Below are 16,512 nucleotides of genomic sequence, written 5' to 3' on the forward strand. Positions count from 1 at the left end.
GTCGAGCCCACCGACACGTTCCCGCACGTCGGGGAGGGTTCACCGCGCGCCGAGCGACTCCGGATCCTCGGTGTAGGCGCGGGTGACCTCGGTGGCCAGGGTCAGTGCGCGCCGCGCCCAGGACAGCGGAGCGCCACCGAGACCGCAGGCCGGAGCGACGAGGATCCGACCGGCCAGCGTGGTGCGCGGGAAGCCGAGGCGGTCGATCAGGCGCACGCCGGGTTCGGCGATCTCGCGCCAGCTGAGAGTACCCGCGGGCTCGGTGCCCGGAACCAGCCCGAGAACGAGTTTCTTGCCGGCATCGAGAGTTTCGCCGAGGGGGTCGAGATCGGCGGTGCCGATGTGCGCGACATCGATGGCGAGGGCGGCGGCCGCCGTGCGCCGCAACAGCGCCAGTGGCGGATTCGGGGAGCAGTCGTGCAGCACGACGGGGGCGCGCTGCGCTTCGATCACCCGGTCCAGCACCGCGTGCGCTTCGGGTTCGGGGACCGCGCGCACCGTGTCGAGGATGCTGGTGCCGCGCAACGCGCCGTCCAGCACCTCGGCCAGATTCGGCTCGTCGAGCTGCAGGACGACCTCGGCGCCCAAGCGCCTGCGCACCTCGTCGGCGTGCGCCGCGAGCCCTTCGGCCAGCGACTCGGAAAGATCGCGCACCGCGCCGGGGTCGGTGAGCGCCCGATGCCCGGAGGGCAGTTCGATCTGCGCGGCCAAGGTCAGTGGACCCGCCGCCTGCAGCTTGATCACCCGGCCCGTGCCCGCCGATCCCGAGGTCTCCCAGACCTCTTCGAGGGCGTCGAGATCGGCGCGCAGCAGATCGCGGGCTCGGCGGGAGACCGCTCCCGGGCGGGCCGCCAGCCGGTAGCCGCGGGTGCTGGTGTCCAGGCGCATGTCGATAAGCAGGGCCGACATGCGGCCGATCATGTCGGCGCCGATGCCGCGGGCGGGCAATTCGACCAGGTGCGCCAGGTCGGGCAGTTCGCCGAGGATCGTCGCCGCCGCCTCGCGCGGATCGACGCCGGGCCAGGAACCCAGGCCGGTGGCGACGCCGCCGCGGAGGATCTCGCGGGTCGCTGTGACGGCCGCCGGCGCATCGGCACCCTCGGAACCGGTTGCCTGCGTGCTCGATTCCCTCATCACGAACTGCCCCTCGTCACGCCGCTTGGCTCCGGTGCCGTGTCCTCATTGTCACCCGGCGGTATTGTCACCCGGCGGTCGCGTCCGCGGCGATCCCCAGCGACTCGTTCGCGCGGGCGGTGCCGGTGATCGTCCCGCTGCCGAGCACCTCGTCGCCGGACTCGTCCGGGCGATACAGCACCACGGCCTGGCCCTTCGCGACGCCGGTCAGCGGCTCGCGCAGGCGCACCACCAGTCCGCCGTCGACCGCCTCGGCGATCGCGGGCGCGGTGCCGCCGTGGGCACGCACCTGGGCGACGCACTCGATCGGCCCCTCGGGCGCCCGGCCGGAGGTCCAGATCGCCCGCTCGGCGCGCACCTCCCGGACCTGGAGGTCTTCGGCCGAGCCGACCCGCACCGTGCCCGAGTCGGGGTCGATGTCGGTGACGTAGCGCGGCTTGCCGTCGGCGGCGGGACCGGGCAGGCCGAGGCCCTTGCGCTGGCCGATGGTGAACCCGTGCACGCCCTCGTGCTCACCGAGCACCCGGCCCTCGCCGTCGACGAGCGCACCCGGCCGGATGCCGATCCTGGCGCCGAGGAAGGCGCGGGTGTCGCCGGAGGGGATGAAGCAGATGTCGTGACTGTCGGGCTTGTTCGCCACCGCGAGCCCACGCTCGGCGGCCTCGGCGCGGATCTGCGGCTTGGGGGTGTCCCCGACCGGGAACATCGCGCGCGAGAGCTGCTCGGCGGTGAGCACGGCCAGCACATAGGACTGGTCCTTGTCCGCGTCGACGGCGCGACGCAGCACGCCGTCGGACAGGCGGGCGTAGTGGCCGGTGACCACGGCGTCGAAGCCGAGGGCGACGGCGCGATCGGCCAACGCGGAGAACTTGATCTTCTCGTTGCAGCGCAGGCAGGGGTTCGGGGTCTCACCGGCGGCGTAGGCGGCGACGAAGTCGTCGATCACGTCTTCCTTGAAACGGTCCGCGAAATCCCAGACGTAGAAGGGGATTCCGAGCACGTCGGCGGCGCGGCGCGCGTCACCGGCGTCCTCCTTGGAGCAGCAGCCGCGCGAACCGGTGCGCAGGGTGCCCGGTTCGGCCGACAGCGCCAGGTGCACGCCGACCACCTCGTGGCCCGCGTCGACGGCGCGTGCGGCCGCGACGGCCGAATCGACGCCACCGCTCATCGCCGCGAGTACCCGCATCACACACCGCCTTTCGCACCGGCGAGACCAGCCGCCCTGGCCCGCTCTATCACCTGGGGTAGGACATTCAGCAGGGCGTCCACGTCGGCACGCGTCGAGGTGTGCCCGAGGGAGAAGCGCAGCGATCCGCGCGCCACGCGCGGCGCCACACCCATCGCGATCAGCACATGGCTCGGCGCGGCCACGCCCGCATTGCAGGCCGAGCCCGTGGAGCATTCGATCCCGGCCGCGTCCAGCAGCATCAGCAGCGAATCGCCCTCGCAGCCGGCGAAGGTGAAGTGCGCATTGCCCGGCAGCCTGGCCTCACCGGTCGGGCCGTTGAGCACCGCGTCGGGAACGACATCGACGACACCGGCGATCAGCTGATCGCGCAGCGCGGCCAGTTCGGCGGCCCGGGTGGGCAACTCGGCGACGGCGTGGTCGAGCGCGGCGGCCAGGCCGACCGCGGCGGGAGTGTCGGAGGTGCCCGAGCGCAGGTCGCGCTCGTGCCCGCCGCCGTGCAGCAGCGGCACACAGGGCACCTGCCTGCCCAGCAGCAGCACGCCGATACCGTGCGGGCCGCCGACCTTGTGGCCGGTGAAGCTGGCCGCCGACAGGCCGCTGCCGGCGAAGTCGATCGGCAACTGGCCCGCGGCCTGGATGGCGTCGCTGTGCATCGGCACGTCGAATTCGCGTGCCACCGCGGCGAGTTCGGTGACCGGCTGGACCGCCCCCACCTCGTTGTTCGCCCACATGACGGTGACCAGGGCGACCTCGTCGACGTGCTCGGCCAGTTCGGCGCGCAACGTCTCCGGCGAGACCAGTCCGTCGGCGCCGACCGGCAGCCAGGTCACCTGCGCGCCCTCGTGCTGCTCAAGCCATTCCACCGCGTCGATGACGGCGTGGTGCTCGATCGAACTGGCGATGATCCGCACCCGGCGCGGATCGGCATCGCGGCGGGCCCAGAAGATGCCCTTGACGGCGAGATTGTCGCTCTCGGTGCCGCCCGAGGTGAAGATCACTTCCGAGGGCCGCGCGCCGAGGTTCGCCGCGATCGACTCGCGGGCCTCCTCGAGCAGCCGCCGGGCGGTCCGACCGGACCCGTGCACCGAAGACGCGTTGCCCGGCATGGCCAGGGCAGCCGTCATCGCCTCGATGGCGACGGGGAACATCGGTGTGGTCGCCGCATGATCGAGGTAGACCGTCTGGGGTGCAGCACCGATGACCGGACCCGAATAAGCCGACTTCATGACCAGTAAAGTCTAGCCGTCGACCGCCGCCGAATATTCCCGCCCACTCGGCCCCTGCCCCGACGTGCGAATTCCGCGCGGCGGGGAGGAAGCGGCGGGGAGGAAGCGGCGGGGAGGAAAAGGCGAATGCCCCGGCTCCGGGGAGGCGGGGCATTCCGGTGGACGGGTCGCGGCGGGTGACGGGCCTACTTCGATTCGAACCGGGTATCGACGAAATCGGCGAAGCTGATCTTGCCGGGGATCGCCTTCGCCTCGGTGAAGGCGTCGGCGATCTCCTGCTCCGAGGCGACCACCCCGTCATCGAGCGGAATCGGTTCCTTGATCGAGCGGGTCCAGGTGATCCGGGACGCGTCGACCGGAATCGAGGTGAGTTCGGCGTACTCGGTCGACCAGAGGTCGAGATTGTCGGAGGACCACGTGGTCGCCGCGGCGTAGCGACCGAGGAAATCGGCGATGGCGGCCGAGCGCCCGGCGTCACCGAGCGCCTCGTTCGAGGCGAGCCAGAAGTTGTATCCGTTGGCGGCCTGGTCGGCGGTGGCGATGGTCTTCGCGCCGACCTCGTTCTCGGCGATCGCGGTGTAGGGATCCCACACCGCCCAGGCCTGCACGTCGCCGCGGGTCAGCGCGGCATAGCCGTCGGCGGGGGCGAGGTAGACCGGCTCCACGTCACCCAGGCCCAGACCGGCCTTCTGCAATTGCCGCAGCAGATTCGCGTTGGCCGAGCTGCCCTTGGTCACCGCGACCTTCTTGCCCTTCAGGTCGGCGACCGAGGCGATCGGGGAATCCTTGCCGACGAGGATCGCGTCCCCCTTGCCGGTCGCCGCCAGCGCGCCGATGATCTTGATCTCGGCATCGGCCGCCGCACCGAAGATCACCGGGGTATTGCCGACCTGCGCCAGATCGATCCCCCCGGCGCCCGCTGCCTCGACCAGCGGCGGCCCCGCGGTGAAGGTGGAGAATTCGATCTTGTAGGGCAGGTTCTCCAGCTGACCCGACGCGGTCATCAGCACCTCGATCGAGATCGCCTTCTGATCACCGACTTTCAGGGTGACAGTGCTGAGATCCACCGGGCCGTCCGCCAGCGCGGGCTCGGAATCGTCGCCGCAGGCCGAACTGGCGAACAGCGCCGCCACCACCACGGCCACACCGGCGAGCCGGGATATCGAGAGTCGTTTCACGAGAACTGCTTTCCTACGTTGTGGAACAAGGGAGAACTCAGGCGCCGACGCCGAGCAGCGTCAGCAGGCGGGTGATGTGATCGGCCGCCTCGGGAGCCGCGTGCGAGCGCGGCCGCGGCAACTCGACGCGCACCTGCTCGGTGATCCGGCCGTCGGCCAGGACGAGCACCCGGTCGGCGAGTGTGACCGCTTCGGTGACGTCGTGGGTGACCAGGAGCACGCCGAAACCGTGTTCGGAGTGCAGTCTCAGCAGCAGATCGTGCATGGACAGCCGGGTCAGCGCGTCGAGCGCGCCGAACGGCTCATCGAGAAGCAGCAGTTTCGGGTGGGCGACGAGTGCCCTTGCCAGCGCCACCCGCTGCGCCTCGCCACCGGAGAGGGTGAGCGGCCAGGCATCGGCGCGTTCGCGCAATCCGACCTCGTCGAGCAGAGTACGCGCGGCTCGCTCGTCCCGGCGGCGGCTGCGCGGGCGCGGGCGTCCGAGCGCCACATTGCGTACCACCGGCAGCCAGGGGATCAGCCGGGCCTCCTGGAAGACGAAGGTCGGCTGCGCCTCGGTGCCGACCGAACCCCGATCGGCGTCCTCCAGTCCGCCGATGATGCGCAGCAGTGTCGATTTCCCCGAACCGCTGCGTCCGACCAACGCGACGATCTCACCTTCGGCGATATCGAGCTCGATCCCGTCGAGGACGACACGGCCGCCGAAACTCTTGCCGAGTCCGGTGATTCGAGCCGCCCGGGTCGCGGGTTCTCCGGCGGTGATCGTCATCGGCTGTTCCTTCGGTCGATGGACGTGCGCCAGCGCAGGGCGCGATGTTCGAGCGCACGCACGACCGCGTCCGTGATCAGACCGAGCAGGCTGTAAACGAGCAGGCCGAAGATGACGATGTCGGTCCGCAGGAATTCGCGGGCGTTGTTGACCACGAATCCGAGACCGGCACTGGCATTGATCTGTTCGGCGACCACCAGTGACAACCAGGCGATACCGAGGCTCTGGCGCACACCGACCAATATCTGTGGCAGAGCGCCGGGCACGATGAGCAGCTGCAGCCGCTCCAGCAGACTCAACTGGAGGGTACGGCCGAGTTCGATCAGTTTCGGGTCGAGCTGGCGGATACCGGCATAGGTGTTGAGGTAGAGCGGGAAGAAGACACCGAGGGCGATGAGGTAGACCTTGGGTTCCTCGCCGATGCCGAACCAGATGATGAACAACGGGATCAGCCCGAACAGCGGGATGGTTCGGATCATCTGCAACGGCGGGTCGAGCGTGTACTCGCCGACCTTGCCGAGTGCGGCGACGGTGGCGAGGACGAGGGCGAGCCCCGCGCCGAGCAGGAAACCCAGCAGCGCCCGCTGTCCCGAGACCAGCAGTGCGTCACCGAGTTGGCCGGAACGCCAGATCTCCAGACCGGCGTCGAGTACCACCGACGGCGCGGGCAGCTTCTTGGCCGAGACCCAGCCATTGCTGCTGATCGTCTGCCAGATCAGCAGCAGCGCGATCGGCGCGAGGGCACGGAGGAACCCTGGACGGTGGTACACCGGGATCCGGCGCAGGGGGGTCGCCGGAACCCTGTTCTCGAGCATTCGTGCATGGTGCGCGACCGATCGGCGTCATCACATATTTGCGCTCACCGTAATTCGATTGTTTTCCGGTCGGTCATCGGCGCGGGCGACGGATCCTGCACGCGGGTCGCGGTGGCCTCGATCCACTCCGAACTGGCCGGCCCGTGCCGGGATATGTCCTCGCCGCGCACCGCACGTTCGCAGCGCCGGGCCAGCTCGCGCCGGTCCAGGCCCGGGTACTCGAGCGGTTCGAGCACGATCTCCGCGGTGATGCCCGCGGACCGGAGCACGCGCAGCGCGGAATCGAGGAAGGAATCGGCACCGACGAAGCCGGGCACGGTGCACCGGACGCCGCGGCGGTCCAGATAGCGCAGGCGGATCGGCTGGACGAACGCGCCCGCGTCGACGGCGGCTTGGAAGAAGGCGGGCCGCAGGCTGCCGTAGGCGCGACCGCACCAGGTGGTGCCCTCGGGAAACACCGCGACCGTCTCCCCGCTCGACAACCGCTGGGCGACCCGCCCGACGGTGGCGGGCAGGGCGCGCAGCCGCTCGCGCTCGATCGGGATCACCTTCATGAGCCGTGCCAGTGGACCGAGCACCGGCCAGTCGACGAGGTCCGCGCGGGCGACGAAACCCATCGGCCGCACCGCCGCCAGCGCGACGACATCGGTCCAGCCGACGTGCCCGGCAACGACGAGCACTCCGGCGGAGAGCGGCGCCTTCGGGGGGACGCGTCGGTCGATCACCTGCAGGCGCATGCCGAGACAACGCAGCGCGGCCTGCGCGTAACCACGGCGCATCCGGTCACGACCGGCCCGCGGGGTCAGCACATGCACCGGTGGATAGCTCATCAGCAGTGCGGCCAGACCGGCGAGGCGAGCGACCACCCGTGCCGTGCCGACCCGGTCGGTTGGCTCGATGCAGGCGGGTCCGCACGGGCTCGACGGCATCCAGGAGTGCGGGACCGTGTTCGCGCCGGCCGGCACCGCGGGCTGATCGGCACGACGCTCGGCGGCAACAGGCAGTTCGGCTGCGGCAGGCCCGCCGGCCCGGAACTGCGCGATGTCGGCCGGAGTACCGATGGGCGAATTCGCGGTGCGCGCTGTGTCGAACGTGGCGGAGTCGAACGGGACGGAGTCGAACATGGCGGAACGTCCTTACCGGCCCGTCTCCAGGGCCGTCGCGGCGCCCTGCAGGCGCTCCAGATACCGGGTGTCGATGGTGTCCAGGCCGAGCAGGGCCACGAAGTCGGCGACGCCGAAATCGGGGTCGTGCGCGGGTTCGCCGCAGATCTCCGCGCCGAGGCGCAGGTAGCCGCGCAGCAGCGGCGGGAGTTTCGGGCGCGCGGGGGCGGGCAGTTCGTCGAGGGCGCGGCCGTCGACGACGACGGGGCGCAAGGGCCGAACCCGGAGGGCAGGGTCGGCGGCATGCTTCGCCAGCAGCAGGTCGCGGACGCCGCGCACATTGTGGCCCGCCGGGTCGGCGGGGTGTTCCCGCATCGGCACCGAGACGCAGCCCATCACCTGCTCGTAGCCGGTGAGCTGGATGTAGTGCAGGATGCCCGCCCACATCAGCGTGAGCACCGAACCGTTGCGGTGCTCCGGCACCACGCAGGCGCGGCCCATCTCCACGATGCGCTTGCCGTGCGGATCCAAGTGCGTCAGATCGAATTCGGTGGCGGTGTAGTAGCCGCCCGCCGCCGCGGCCTTGTCCGGCGGCAACATCCGGTAGCAACCGACGAACTCGCCGCTGCGCTCGTCACGGACGAGCAGATGATCGCAGTGCTCGTCGAACCGGTCGGCGTCCGTACCGGTTCCGTCGTCGGCGATGACGAATCCCGGCTCGTTCGCGAACACCCGGTAGCGCAGCCGCTGGGCCGCTTCGCGGTGCTCGGCGTCGGAGGCGACGACCAGCGCGTACCGCGATCGCGGAGCACCGGAATCCGCCGGGGCGGCCGGGGCTGTCAGCACAGACGAGAGAGTCATGTCCATGATGAAGCCAGGCCGACACTGCGATGGGGCGACCTCGAAGTGTCGCCCGAATGCCCGTTCGGTGAACGAGACCGGGGTCACACCCGCTGTTCACCGCGGCGTCGCGAACCATTCGCGCCGACGCGGCGCACGTGTGACCCGGAATGCGGTCATGCCGCTATCGGCGTGCGTTCCTCGGTCCGCTCGGCCCGGCGCTCCACCTCGTCGAAGCCCGGGCGTCCGGTGCCGATGAAAGCGATCAGCCACGAAGCCACCGCGGCGAACCGGTTGCGGAAGCCGACCAGGTAGAACAGGTGCACCGCCAGCCACATGAACCAGGCGATCACGCCGCGGAAGCTGATGCGCTCGTTGAGCTTGGTCACCGCGCTGAACCGGCTGATCACCGCCATGCTGCCCTTGTCCCAGTAGAGGAAGGGCGTGCCCGGCTGGATCTTGCGGCGGATGATGTCGGCGGCGTGACGACCCTCCTGCATGGCCACCGGCGACTGGCCGGGGTAGCCGTTCAGCGAGGTCATGTCGCCGATGGCGTAGATGTCGGCGTAACCGCCCACGGTCAGGTCGGGATTGATCAGCAGCCGTCCGGCGCGGTCGGTTTCGGCGCCCGTCGCCTCGGCCAGCAGCTTCGCGAAGCCACCCGCCTGCACGCCCGCCGACCACACGACCGTTTCGGCGGCGATCTTGCGCTCGGTGCCCGACTTGTCCTTGACGGTCACCTCGCCCGGTTCGATATCGGTGACGAAGGTGTCGAGCAGCACGTCGACGCCGCCGTCGGTCAACGACTTCTTCGCGTACTCCGACAGCCCGCCGCCGAACGGCGGCAGCACCGCGCCTGCGCCCTCGACCAGGGTCACCGAGACCTTCTGGTGGAAATGCCTTTTCGCGAGTTCGGTGAGCTGACCCGCCACCTCGACGCCGGTCGCGCCCGCGCCCACCACCACGAAGCTGAGCAGGCGCTCCCTGGTCTCCTGGTCCGCCTTCGCGGCTTCGGTGAACACCCGCTCGATCTGCGCGCGCAGCAGTTTCGCGTCGTCGATGGTCTTGAGCGAGTAGGTCTTCTCGGCGAAATCGTCACGGCCGAAGTACGACTGCGACGCGCCGGTCGCCGCGATGAGCGAGCCGTAGCGGATGCGTCGCACCCCCTCCTCGGTCCGGTAGGTCAGTACCGCGAGGTCGGGATCGATGCCGATCACGGTGCCCTGCCTGGTCTCACCGTTCTCGTGGCGGCGCAGGATCCGCGCGATCGGCGGGGCGATCTCATCCGCGCCCAGCACACCGGTGGCGACCTGGTACAGCAACGGCTGGAACAGATGCTCGCGGGTACTCGAGATCAGTACGTAGTTCACCCCCGACTTCGCCAGCTGCTTGGCGGCGGCGAGCCCGCCGAAACCCGATCCGACGATGACGACATCCGTGTACTCGAGGCCCTCGCGCTCGGCCTCGTTGTGTTCGGTCCTGATGGCTTGCACCCCGGCCCCCGTAGTTCCCATGACAACGACGTTATTCATCTTTCCTCCTCTTCATGACAAACCGTTATCCGGAACTCGAATATTTCAAGGGTCAGGGCGCATAATTCAGATGACTCTTATCTGATCTGCTCATGAATGGAGATCGAAGTGGAGCTTCGGCAGCTCACATACTTCGTCGCGGTGTGCGAGGAGCTCAGTTTCAGCAGGGCGGCGGCCCGCTGCTTCATCTCGCAATCGGCGATCAGTCATCAGATCGCCCGGCTCGAACACGACCTCGGGGTCACGCTCTTCGAGCGCTCGACCCGATCGGTGGTGCCGACCGACGCGAGCACAAGATTACTACCACTGGCCAAGCAAATGCTCAGTCTGGAGTCGGCCATCCGGGCGGCGGCGCGCACCACCAGCCCGCGAATCCGGCTGGCCGCGAACATGTCCTTCGCCAGCCGCTCGCTGTCCGCCATCGCCCGCGCCCGCGCCGCCCACCCGGACGCGGAGATCGAATTCGTGATCAAGCCGTTCCGCCAGCGCATCTCCGCGGTGGCCGACGGCGACTGCGATCTGGCCCTGATCCGCGGCAGCGTCCAGCAGCCCGGCATCGACGTCGAACATCTCTGGGTCGAAGACCTCATGCTCGCCACCGCCCCCGAACACCCCCTCGCCGGCCGCACCGACGTCACCCTCACCGAACTCGGCGCCTACCCCCTGCTGCTCCCACCGGAATCCGAACAAGTCCTGCTGCACAACGTCGTCCGCGCCGCCTTCGCCGACCTGCCCACCGGCCCCACCTACGGCCCGCCCATCCCGCCCGACCACACCGCCACGATGGAGTTGATCAACCACCCCGACGCCTGGACCATCCTCTACGCCAACAGCCCCACCGAGGGCATAGCCCTCGTCGAACTCGCCGACCGCCCCCTGCGCATCCCCGTCTGCGCCGTCCTGCGCACCGACGCCCGCCGCTCCCCCATCCTCAGCACTCTCCTCGACGGCCTGCACACCGCGTGATCCACCCGCCGGGAACACGGAATCGCCCGGCCGAGAATCTCGGCCGGGCGATTCGGTGCGCTGGGCGCGGGAAACCGCGGGCTCAGCCCTTGTGCGACTTGACCGCTTCGGTCAGCTGCGGGGCGACGTTGAACAGGTCGCCGACGATGCCGTAGTCCGCGATCTCGAAGATCGGGGCTTCCTCGTCCTTGTTGACCGCCACGATGGTCTTGGAGGTCTGCATGCCGGCGCGGTGCTGGATGGCGCCGGAGATGCCGAGGGCGACGTAAAGCTGCGGGGAGACCGTCTTACCGGTCTGACCGACCTGGAACTGGCCCGGGTAGTAGCCGGAGTCGACGGCGGCGCGGGACGCGCCGACGGCGGCGCCGAGCGAGTCGGCCAGCGCCTCCACGACGGCGAAGTTGTCGGCGGAACCGACGCCGCGGCCACCGGAGACGACGATATTCGCCTCGGTGAGCTCGGGACGGTCACCGGCGACGACCGGCTCGCGCGAGGTCACCTTGACGACGCCCTCTTCCTGCGCGGGGACCTCGACGGTCACCTTCTCGCCCGCGCCGGCCTGCGCGACCGCCTCGATGGCGCCGGGGCGCACCGAGATGACCGGCACGTCGCCGTTGGACTTGGCATCGACGGTGAACGCGCCACCGAAGATGGAGTGCACGGCCGAGCCGTCGGCGTTGACGCCGATGACGTCGATGAGCAGGCCGGAGCCGATGCGGGCGGCGAGGCGGCCCGACACCTCCTTGCCCTCGGCGGAGGCGGCGACGATCACCGCGGCCGGGGAGACCGACTCGACCAGGCCGGCGAGCACGTCGACCTTGGGGGTGATCAGGTAGTTCTCCACGTCGTCGGACTCGGCGACGTAGATCTTCTCGGCGCCCGCGGCGGCCAGCGCGTCGGCGAGCTTGTCGGCCTCGCCGGGCACGCCGAGCACGACGGCAGCCGGAGTGCCGAGGGTGCGGGCGGCGGTGAGCAGTTCGGTGCTGACCTTCTTGATCGCACCTTCGGCGTGCTCGACGAGCACGAGTACTTCAGCCATTTGTGTTCTCTCCTAGGAAGTCTTCAGTCCGATGTGGCGACGGATCAGATGATCTTCTGGCCGACCAGGTACTGGGCGATCTTGGTGCCGCCGTCGCCCTCGTCCGCGACCTTCTCGCCCGCGGTGCGCGGGGGCTTCGGGGTCGAGGAGGTGACGGTGGTACCGGCATTCTCCACACCGACAGTGGAGGGGTCGACGCCGAGATCGGCGAGGGTGAAGACCTGAACTTCCTTCTTCTTGGCGGCCATGATGCCCTTGAAGGAGGGGAAGCGGGGCTCGTTGATCTTCTCGGTGACCGAGACGATGGCCGGCAGGGTGGCCTCCAGCTTGAAGACGCCCTCGTCGGTCTCGCGCTCGCCGGTGATCTTGTCGCCGTCGACGGTCAGCTTGCGCAGGTGGGTCAGCTGGGGCAGGCCCAGGTACTCGGCGATGATCGCCGGAACCGCGCCCGCGCGGCCGTCGGTGGCCTCGTTACCGGCGATGACCAGCTCGACGCCCTCGACCTGGCCGAGCGCGGAGGCCAGCACCCACGCGGTCTGGACGGCGTCGGAGCCGTGGATGGCCGGGTCGTTGATGTGGATCGCCTTGTCGGCGCCCATCGACAGCGCCTTGCGGATCGCCTCGGTGGCGCGGTCGGGACCGGCGGCCAGCACGGTGACCTCACCGCCCTGGGCCTCCTTGATCAGCAGCGCTTCCTCGACGGCGCGCTCGTTGATCTCGTCGAGGACGGCGTCGGCGGCCTCGCGGTCCAGGGTGTAGTCCCCGTCGGACAGCTTGCGCTCGGACCACGTGTCGGGAACCTGCTTGATGAGTACGACGATGTTCGGCATCGGTGCTCGTCGACCTCCTGTTCTGGGGGCGGATGGGGGCGGCGCACGAACCAGGCCGTACGTCCACTCGGGTAGCTCGGCAGGTGACACTACCCTACGTTAAGTTACTCGTGGGTAACTTACTTGTCGAGGCGCCTGGAAGGATGGTCCGGGCGCGCCGCCGAGGCACCCTTACCAGTAACGTCGACGGGATGAGCAAGGCTGTGATCCCTGCCGCAGTGGGCGACGACGAGGTCACCACCCGGCAACCGGACAACACTGCGGAATCCGGAACCGACACCCTGCCGCTGACCGGCGAGCGCACGGTGCCCGGCATCGCCGAGGAGAACTACTGGTTCCGCCGGCACGAGATCGTCTACGCCCGGCTGCTGGACCGCTGCGCGGGCAAGACCGTGCTGGAGGCCGGATCCGGCGAAGGGTACGGCGCGGACATGATCGCCGGTGTCGCGACGAAGGTCACCGGCCTGGACTACGACGAGAGCGCGGTGGCGCACGTGCGCGCCCGCTACCCCCGGGTGGAGATGATCCAGGGCAACCTCGCCGCTCTTCCGCTGGCCGACGAGTCCGTCGACGTGGTCGTGAATTTCCAGGTGATCGAACACCTCTGGGATCAGGCCCAGTTCCTGCGCGAATGCCTGCGGGTGCTGCGCCCCGGCGGCGAACTGCTGATCAGCACGCCGAACCGGATCACCTTCTCCCCCGGCCGCGACACCCCGCTGAACCCCTTCCACACCCGCGAACTGAACGCTGCCGAACTCGACGAACTGCTGGTCGACGCCGGGTTCCGCGTCGAGCTCATGACCGGGGTGCACCACGGGCAGACGTTGCGCGCGCTCGATGCCAAGCACGGCGGCTCGTTCATCGACGCGCAGATCCAGCGCGCCCTGGCCGGGGAGCCCTGGCCCGCCGATCTGACCGCCGATGTGGCCGCGGTGACCATCGACGACTTCGACCTGCGTCCCGGCGATATCGACGCCAGCCTGGACCTGGTCGCGATCGCGGTGAAACCCGGGAAGTGAAATCGGTGCGCGCACAAGAAGTTCCCGGCCAGTTCACGCTGGTCCTGCACTCCCACCTGCCCTGGCTGGCCCACCACGGGCGTTGGCCGGTGGGCGAAGAATGGCTGTACCAATCCTGGGCGGCCACCTATCTTCCCGTCGTCGAGGTGCTGAGAACCCTTGCCGCGGAAGGGCGTTCGCACCTGCTGACGCTGGGCATCACGCCGGTGCTGGCCGCCCAGCTCGACGATCCGCACTGCCTGGCGGGCATGCACCACTGGCTGGGCAACTGGCAGCTGCGCGCGGACGAAGCCGCCGCGGCGGGCAATGTCGCGCTCGGCCGGCACGAGCACCGGCTGGCCGCGGCGGCGCTGCGCGAGTTCGAGCAGAACTGGCGCCACGGCGCGGCTCCGGTGTGGCGGCAACTGGTCGATGCGGAGACCGTCGAACTGCTCGGCGGACCGTTGGCGCACCCGTTCCAGCCGTTGCTCGATCCGCGCCTGCGGGCGTTCCAGCTGGAGGAAGGCCTGGCCGACGCACAGCTTCGCTGGGGTACCAGGCCGACCGGGATCTGGGCCCCCGAATGCGGCTACACCCCCGGCATGGAGATCGGTTACGCCGCCGCGGGAGTGACGCATTTCATGGTCGACGGGCCCGCGCTGCGCGGCGACAGCAGCCTCGGGCGGCCGGTGCACGATTCCGATGTGGTGGCCTTCGGACGCGATCTGCACGTCAGCTATCGCGTCTGGTCGCCGAAATCCGGCTACCCCGGGCACGCGGCCTATCGTGATTTCCATCACTATGATCACGCGACAGGTCTCAAACCCTCGCGCGTGACCGGCAAGACGGTCGCCGGACCGGACAAGGCGCCCTACGATCCCGAGCTCGCCGCCGCCGCGGTCACCCGCGATGTGGACGACTTCGTGGCCACGGTCCGCGAACGCCTGATCTCGGAGTCGGAGCGGATCGGACGGCCCGCTCTCGTGGTGGCCGCCTTCGACACCGAACTGTTCGGGCACTGGTGGCACGAGGGTCCGCAGTGGCTGGCGCAGGTGCTGCGCGCACTGCCCGAGGCCGGGGTCACCGTGGGCACCCTCGCCGACGCCAGAGCCCGTGGCTACGTGGGCGAACCGGTCCCGCTGGCCGACTCCTCGTGGGGTTCGGGCAAGGACTGGCGGGTGTGGGCAGGTGACCAGGTGAGCGATCTGGTCGCACTCAACGACGAGATCGTCCGGCTCACACTCGACACGGTCGGCAAGATGCGCGCCGCCGCCGCCGACGGCCCCGCGCTGCGCGATCCGGTGGCCGATCAGCTGCTGCGCGAGGCGATCCTCACCGTCTCCAGCGATTGGGCGTTCATGGTGAGCAAGGACTCCGCGGCGGGTTACGCCCGCGATCGCGCCCACCAGCACGCGCACGCCGTCCGCGAGATCGCCGCCGCCGTCGGATCCGGACAGGTCGCCAAAGCACAACAGTTGGCGGCAAGATGGGCCACGGCCGACGGCTTCTTCCCCGGGTTGGACGCGCGCCGGCTGCCCGAGGTCGACGCGCCTGCCGTCGGGGCCGCCGTCCGCGCCCCGCGAACCGAGTTCGCCGGTGCGCCGGGCCGCGACTCGGAAGGACTGGCATGAAGATCTTGATGGTCTCCTGGGAGTACCCGCCCGTCGTGGTGGGCGGTCTCGGCAGACACGTGCACCACCTGGCGGTGGAACTCGCCGCCGCCGGGCACGAAGTGGTGGTGCTGGCGCGCAGGCCGACCGGCACGGACCCCTCCACCCACCCGACCCACTCGTTCATCGAGGACGGTGTGCTGGTGGTCGCGGTGGCCGAGGATCCGCCCGCCTTCGACTTCGGCGAGGACATGCTGGCCTGGACGCTGGCGATGGGCCACGCGATGGTGCGCGCGGGCATCGGCCTGCGCAAGCCGGGCATCGGCGAGGGCTGGATCCCGGACGTGGTGCACGCGCACGACTGGCTGGTCGCCCATCCCGCGATCGCGCTGGCCGAGTTCTACGACGTGCCGCTGGTTTCCACCATCCACGCCACCGAGGCGGGCAGGCACAGCGGCTGGGTCGCGGGCCGGGTCAACAAGCAGGTGCACTCGGTGGAGTGGTGGCTGGCCAACGAGTCCGACGCGCTGATCACCTGTTCCTCCTCGATGCAGGACGAGGTCGAACGCCTCTACGGCGCCGAGCGCACGCCGATCACGGTGATCCGCAACGGCATCGACGTGGGCGCGTGGACCTACCGGCCGCGCCCGCCGCGCACCGGGCCGCCCCGGCTGCTCTACGTCGGGCGGCTGGAATACGAGAAGGGCGTGCAGGACGCGATCGCCGCGCTGCCGCGGATCCGGCGCGCGCATCCGGGCACCACGCTGACCGTCGCCGGGATCGGCACCCAGTTCGAATGGCTGCGCGAGCGCGCCCGCGTGCACCGGGTGGCGCGCGCGGTGAGTTTCGCCGGCCGGCTCGATCACACCGGACTGCTCGGCTGGCTGCACGGCGCCGACGCCATCGTGTTGCCCAGCCGCTACGAGCCGTTCGGCATCGTCGCGCTGGAGGCCGCCGCCGCGGGCACCCCGCTGGTCACCTCGACCGCGGGCGGGCTCGGCGAGGCCGTGATCGACGGCGTCACCGGCGCCTCGTTCGAACCGGCCGATGTCGACGGTCTGGTGGAGGCCGTGGTGGCCACCCTGGACGATCCCGAGGCCGCGCAACAGCGCGCGCTGGCCGCGCGCGAACGGCTGACCGCCGACTTCGCCTGGAACGTGGTGGCCGCCGAGACGGCGCAGGTGTACTCCTCGGCCAAGCGCCGGGTGCGCAATCCGCTCGCCCGCCCGGTCATCCCGGAAAGGCCACTGCCCGAACGGGATCCGAACAACCCCGGCTAAGTC

15 protein-coding genes are annotated in these 16,512 nt (G+C 70.0%); 4 read left to right on the top strand and 11 right to left on the bottom strand.

All coding sequences use genetic code 11. The features are described 5' to 3' along the window. Positions 1–39: 39 nt before the first annotated feature. The 9 genes from ON26_RS19180 to ON26_RS19220 form a co-directional block, all read right to left on the bottom strand. On the bottom strand, positions 40–1,134 hold the full coding sequence (locus ON26_RS19180) for a methionine synthase (protein ID WP_083884205.1): 1,095 nt from the start codon (positions 1,132–1,134) through the stop codon (positions 40–42). 67 nt (positions 1,135–1,201) lie between these two features. Further along, a complete protein-coding gene (gene mnmA, locus ON26_RS19185) occupies positions 1,202–2,320 on the bottom strand; it encodes a tRNA 2-thiouridine(34) synthase MnmA (RefSeq protein WP_040797574.1) in 1,119 nt (372 codons plus the stop codon). Beyond that, positions 2,320–3,549, bottom strand: a complete 1,230-nt coding sequence (locus tag ON26_RS19190; RefSeq protein ID WP_040797575.1) for a cysteine desulfurase family protein — start codon at positions 3,547–3,549, stop codon at positions 2,320–2,322. The genes mnmA and ON26_RS19190 overlap by 1 nt, the downstream gene beginning before the upstream one ends. A 185-nt stretch (positions 3,550–3,734) precedes the next feature. Further along, a complete protein-coding gene (locus tag ON26_RS19195; protein ID WP_051027232.1) occupies positions 3,735–4,727 on the bottom strand; it encodes an ABC transporter substrate-binding protein in 993 nt (330 codons plus the stop codon). Between the two features lie 37 nt (positions 4,728–4,764). After that, a complete protein-coding gene (locus ON26_RS19200) occupies positions 4,765–5,496 on the bottom strand; it encodes an ABC transporter ATP-binding protein (protein ID WP_040797576.1) in 732 nt (243 codons plus the stop codon). After that, a complete protein-coding gene (locus ON26_RS19205) occupies positions 5,493–6,311 on the bottom strand; it encodes an ABC transporter permease (RefSeq protein ID WP_040797577.1) in 819 nt (272 codons plus the stop codon). Before ON26_RS19205 ends, ON26_RS19200 begins: the two co-directional genes overlap by 4 nt. 44 nt (positions 6,312–6,355) lie before the next feature. Then, positions 6,356–7,435, bottom strand: a complete 1,080-nt coding sequence (locus tag ON26_RS19210; protein WP_245545909.1) for a lysophospholipid acyltransferase family protein — start codon at positions 7,433–7,435, stop codon at positions 6,356–6,358. A gap of 12 nt (positions 7,436–7,447) precedes the next feature. After that, the gene (locus ON26_RS19215) at positions 7,448–8,275 is read right to left on the bottom strand and encodes a GNAT family N-acetyltransferase (RefSeq protein WP_040797689.1); all 828 of its coding nucleotides are present in this window, start codon (positions 8,273–8,275) and stop codon (positions 7,448–7,450) included. A 155-nt stretch (positions 8,276–8,430) separates the two neighbouring features. Continuing rightward, positions 8,431–9,768 carry an NAD(P)/FAD-dependent oxidoreductase gene (locus ON26_RS19220; protein WP_083884206.1) on the bottom strand — a complete coding sequence of 446 codons (1,338 nt, stop codon included), beginning with the start codon at positions 9,766–9,768 and terminating at the stop codon, positions 8,431–8,433. Positions 9,769–9,894: 126 nt separating this feature from the next. On the opposite strand from ON26_RS19220, the gene ON26_RS19225 reads away from it, so the two are divergent. Then, positions 9,895–10,752, top strand: coding sequence for a LysR family transcriptional regulator (locus tag ON26_RS19225; RefSeq protein ID WP_040797578.1), 858 nt, complete (start codon positions 9,895–9,897; stop codon positions 10,750–10,752). Between the two features lie 82 nt (positions 10,753–10,834). On the opposite strand, the gene ON26_RS19230 is transcribed toward ON26_RS19225, so the two are convergent. Further along, entirely contained in the window at positions 10,835–11,791 is a 957-nt protein-coding gene (locus ON26_RS19230) for an electron transfer flavoprotein subunit alpha/FixB family protein (protein WP_040797579.1), read from the bottom strand. A gap of 44 nt (positions 11,792–11,835) precedes the next feature. Further along, positions 11,836–12,621, bottom strand: coding sequence for an electron transfer flavoprotein subunit beta/FixA family protein (locus ON26_RS19235; protein WP_040797580.1), 786 nt, complete (start codon positions 12,619–12,621; stop codon positions 11,836–11,838). A 191-nt stretch (positions 12,622–12,812) separates the two neighbouring features. Between ON26_RS19235 and ON26_RS19240 the strand changes: the two genes are divergently transcribed. Genes ON26_RS19240 through ON26_RS19250 form a run of 3 tightly spaced genes read left to right on the top strand, consistent with a single transcriptional unit; the run spans position 12,813 to position 16,509 of the window. Beyond that, entirely contained in the window at positions 12,813–13,640 is an 828-nt protein-coding gene (locus tag ON26_RS19240; RefSeq protein ID WP_040797581.1) for a class I SAM-dependent methyltransferase, read from the top strand. Next, positions 13,637–15,250, top strand: coding sequence for a 1,4-alpha-glucan branching protein domain-containing protein (locus ON26_RS19245; RefSeq protein WP_040797582.1), 1,614 nt, complete (start codon positions 13,637–13,639; stop codon positions 15,248–15,250). The genes ON26_RS19240 and ON26_RS19245 overlap by 4 nt, the downstream gene beginning before the upstream one ends. Beyond that, entirely contained in the window at positions 15,247–16,509 is a 1,263-nt protein-coding gene (locus ON26_RS19250; RefSeq protein ID WP_040797583.1) for a glycosyltransferase family 4 protein, read from the top strand. Before ON26_RS19245 ends, ON26_RS19250 begins: the two co-directional genes overlap by 4 nt. The last annotated feature ends 3 nt before the right edge of the window (positions 16,510–16,512 follow it).

It is taken from the genome of Nocardia higoensis NBRC 100133 (assembly GCF_000308595.1).
Lineage (GTDB): Bacteria > Actinomycetota > Actinomycetes > Mycobacteriales > Mycobacteriaceae > Nocardia > Nocardia higoensis.

Excerpts from the sequence above, each read along its gene's own strand:
- ON26_RS19180 (WP_083884205.1), bottom strand. The coding sequence starts at position 1,134 with ATGAGGGAATCGAGCACGCAGGCAACCGGTTCCGAGGGTGCCGATGCG.
- mnmA (WP_040797574.1), bottom strand. The coding sequence starts at position 2,320 with ATGCGGGTACTCGCGGCGATGAGCGGTGGCGTCGATTCGGCCGTCGCG.
- ON26_RS19190 (WP_040797575.1), bottom strand. The coding sequence starts at position 3,549 with ATGAAGTCGGCTTATTCGGGTCCGGTCATCGGTGCTGCACCCCAGACG.
- ON26_RS19200 (WP_040797576.1), bottom strand. The coding sequence starts at position 5,496 with ATGACGATCACCGCCGGAGAACCCGCGACCCGGGCGGCTCGAATCACC.
- ON26_RS19205 (WP_040797577.1), bottom strand. The coding sequence starts at position 6,311 with ATGCTCGAGAACAGGGTTCCGGCGACCCCCCTGCGCCGGATCCCGGTG.
- ON26_RS19210 (WP_245545909.1), bottom strand. The coding sequence starts at position 7,435 with ATGTTCGACTCCGTCCCGTTCGACTCCGCCACGTTCGACACAGCGCGC.
- ON26_RS19215 (WP_040797689.1), bottom strand. The coding sequence starts at position 8,275 with ATGACTCTCTCGTCTGTGCTGACAGCCCCGGCCGCCCCGGCGGATTCC.
- ON26_RS19220 (WP_083884206.1), bottom strand. The coding sequence starts at position 9,768 with ATGGGAACTACGGGGGCCGGGGTGCAAGCCATCAGGACCGAACACAAC.
- ON26_RS19230 (WP_040797579.1), bottom strand. The coding sequence starts at position 11,791 with ATGGCTGAAGTACTCGTGCTCGTCGAGCACGCCGAAGGTGCGATCAAG.
- ON26_RS19235 (WP_040797580.1), bottom strand. The coding sequence starts at position 12,621 with ATGCCGAACATCGTCGTACTCATCAAGCAGGTTCCCGACACGTGGTCC.
- ON26_RS19240 (WP_040797581.1), top strand. The coding sequence starts at position 12,813 with ATGAGCAAGGCTGTGATCCCTGCCGCAGTGGGCGACGACGAGGTCACC.
- ON26_RS19250 (WP_040797583.1), top strand. The coding sequence starts at position 15,247 with ATGAAGATCTTGATGGTCTCCTGGGAGTACCCGCCCGTCGTGGTGGGC.